We start from the raw sequence: 2904 nt of genomic DNA, 5'->3' as shown, positions 1-2904 counted from the left end.
AATAGAAAAACTGTGGAATTGCTTTTAAAATGAATAAAAGATTTGATTTTAGATTTTTTGTCTAGGACTAATTTTAATGCAACCAGTATAGATAAGTTCTATAATGTTCGATTATAAATGAGAACTTAAAAATTACAATGATTTATATAGTAATCGCTACTATTTCTACTATTAATATCCTTTGATTCGATAATTAAGGGTATAATGCTTTTGATTTAAATTCACATCTTTAGTTATTTGTTGAATCATTAATTTTTAAACCATTTATTATGAAAAAAATTTATTTTTCTACAATGTTGTTTTTTACATTCTTTTATGTAAATGCACAAGTTTATCTCGACGACTATTTTACTGATCCAGCAAACCCAACATTTTGTGAATATAAAGAGGCCATGGATGCCGCAAATCAATCTACCGAGAAACGTTTGATTATTCGTGCTGGAACTTGGAATGTTCCTGAACCTCCAGAGATTACTGCTTGTGATGGAACAGCTATATCTAATAGTGCTAATGATGAAAGGAGAATAGCCTTAGTACCTATTGATGGTGTGACAATAGAATTCAAAAAAGGAGCAGTACTATATCAAGCTACAACAAATAAAGATAAGATTAGAATTATAGAACTCAAAAATGATGATGTTCACGTAGAAGGAAGAGGAACTATCCGTGGTGATTTAGCTTCTCATCATTCTTTGACATCACCAAAAGGAGGAGAGAATACATATCTAATTTATGTAAACCATGGAGCTACAAACTGGTCTATTAAGGATGTTACGCTAACTGAATCATGGGGAGATGGAATAGCAGTAGGAGGATCAAGACATTTACCAGGAACAATAATACTTGCTAATGCTACTGAAGGAGGACTTATCGAAAATATTACTGCGGATAATAACAGAAGAAATGGGATTTCTGTTACGTGGTCTAATAATTTAACTATTAAAAATAGTAGAGTTATTAATACAGGTAAGCTTGTATTAGAAAATGAATTTGATAGAGTACGACCAGGAGCAGGAATAGATGTAGAACCAAATTATTGGGGAGATGTTACCAATTTGGTAATTGAAGATGTACTAGCTGAAAATAATGCAGGAAATGGATTTACAATTCAAGCGCCATATACAAATTATGAATTAGAAGGGTATCCTCCAACAACAGGAAATGTTACATTAAATAATGTAATTGCTCGAGGTAATGGTGCTTTAGGATATACTATAGCAGTTCACGGACTTGAAGTAAAAGAGGGAGGATTTGCAACGGTAAACAATATTATTTCTGAGAATAATACTGGTGATGGTATTAGAATTGATGGTGCTGGCGGTTGTGAAAATGATATCACCAATTATGAAGACCCTGAATTTCATATAAATAAGTGTGATCAATGTAATTGTGATTATCCTGTTCTTAGAAAAAATCAAGGAAAAGCGACTATTACAGGAGGACTTGTTCAGAATAATGGAAAGCATGGTTTATTTATTGATAATAATGAAAACTTAGCTGATGGAACAGGAAATGGTATTTATGGAGGAGATAATAAAATTAAGAGTTTATTTTTTAAAAACAATGGAGTTGCCCAGATCAATACCTATGATAACATTCATATACAAAACGGCTTAAGTAATTTGATTGAAAATTGTAAAATAGTTTGTTCAAATGAATCTCAGGTGACTAGACATAACATATACATAGAATCTAATGTATATATAGATCCTAGTGCTATCAATCCAAATGTAACCGTTACAAATTGTGATTTTGGATTTTCTAGTATGAATACCTCTTGTGTATATCCAAATGATATAAATATTGTTGATTGGTCAACTGACACTAATAATTGTTCTACAGATAATCAAGTTCCAACAATAACAAGTAATGGAGCTGGAGAAGGAGCTGCAATAAATATTATAGAAAATGAAACATTCGTTACTACTGTAATTGCAAACAATTTAAATGGATGTATGAATAGTAATATGACGTATGAAATTGTATATCCTCCAAATGATGGAGTTGTTGAAAATTTTGATCAAGAGTTTTTTGAAATTAATTCATCAACAGGAGAATTAAGATTTATAAACGCACCTGATTATGAAAACCCATTAGATAGTAATGCTGATCAAGTGTATATTGTTCAGGTGAAAGCTACAAATTATGCAGGAGAGTACGATTGGCAGCGTTTATTTGTTACAGTTTTAAATACTGGACCAATAATAACAAGTAATGGAGCCGGACAAGGCGCTGCGGTAGAAATTTTAGAAAATGAAACATTTGTTACTACAGTAACTGCAAACAATTCAAATGAATGTATGAGTAATAATATGACGTATGAAATTGTATATCCTCCAAATGATGGAGTTGTTGAAAATTTTGATCAAGAGTTTTTTGAAATTAATTCATCAACAGGAGAATTAAGATTTATAAACGCGCCTGATTATGAAAATCCATTAGATAGTAATCTTGACCGAGAATATATTGTTCAGGTAAAAGTTACAGATTGTGAAGGAGAGTACGATTGGCAGCGTTTATTTGTATCGGTTACAAACGATTTAGCAGGAAGACAATCAACTACAAATACTATCTTTAATAGTAAAGTTAATACTATTCAATTATCAATATTTCCTAATCCAACCACACAATTTATAGTAATTAGTGGCGCTACAAATGATTATGAATACAAATTTTATAATCTATCAGGACAAGTAGTACAAAAAGGAACAGTTTCGCAAGAAAATAATAGTATTGATACTTCTAATTTAAAAACGGGATTCTATTTACTATCAATAAAAAATCATGGTACATATAAAATCATAAAAAAATAAGCTTTTAATACTTTCTTGCATAAAAACATCTCACTCTTGTGAGGTGTTTTTTTATTAAATACACACCAATTAACATCATTTACTGACTACA

General features: G+C 30.5%; 1 protein-coding gene. It reads left to right on the top strand.

All coding sequences use genetic code 11. The features are described from left to right. Positions 1–269 precede the first annotated feature (269 nt). Positions 270–2813, top strand: coding sequence for a T9SS type A sorting domain-containing protein (locus tag ACRBBL_RS27275; protein ID WP_431372276.1), 2544 nt, complete (start codon positions 270–272; stop codon positions 2811–2813). The last annotated feature ends 91 nt before the right edge of the window (positions 2814–2904 follow it).

This window comes from Kordia sp., from assembly GCF_050633145.1.
Lineage (GTDB): Bacteria > Bacteroidota > Bacteroidia > Flavobacteriales > Flavobacteriaceae > Kordia.
This window is presented reverse-complemented; position numbering and strand designations above follow the sequence as displayed.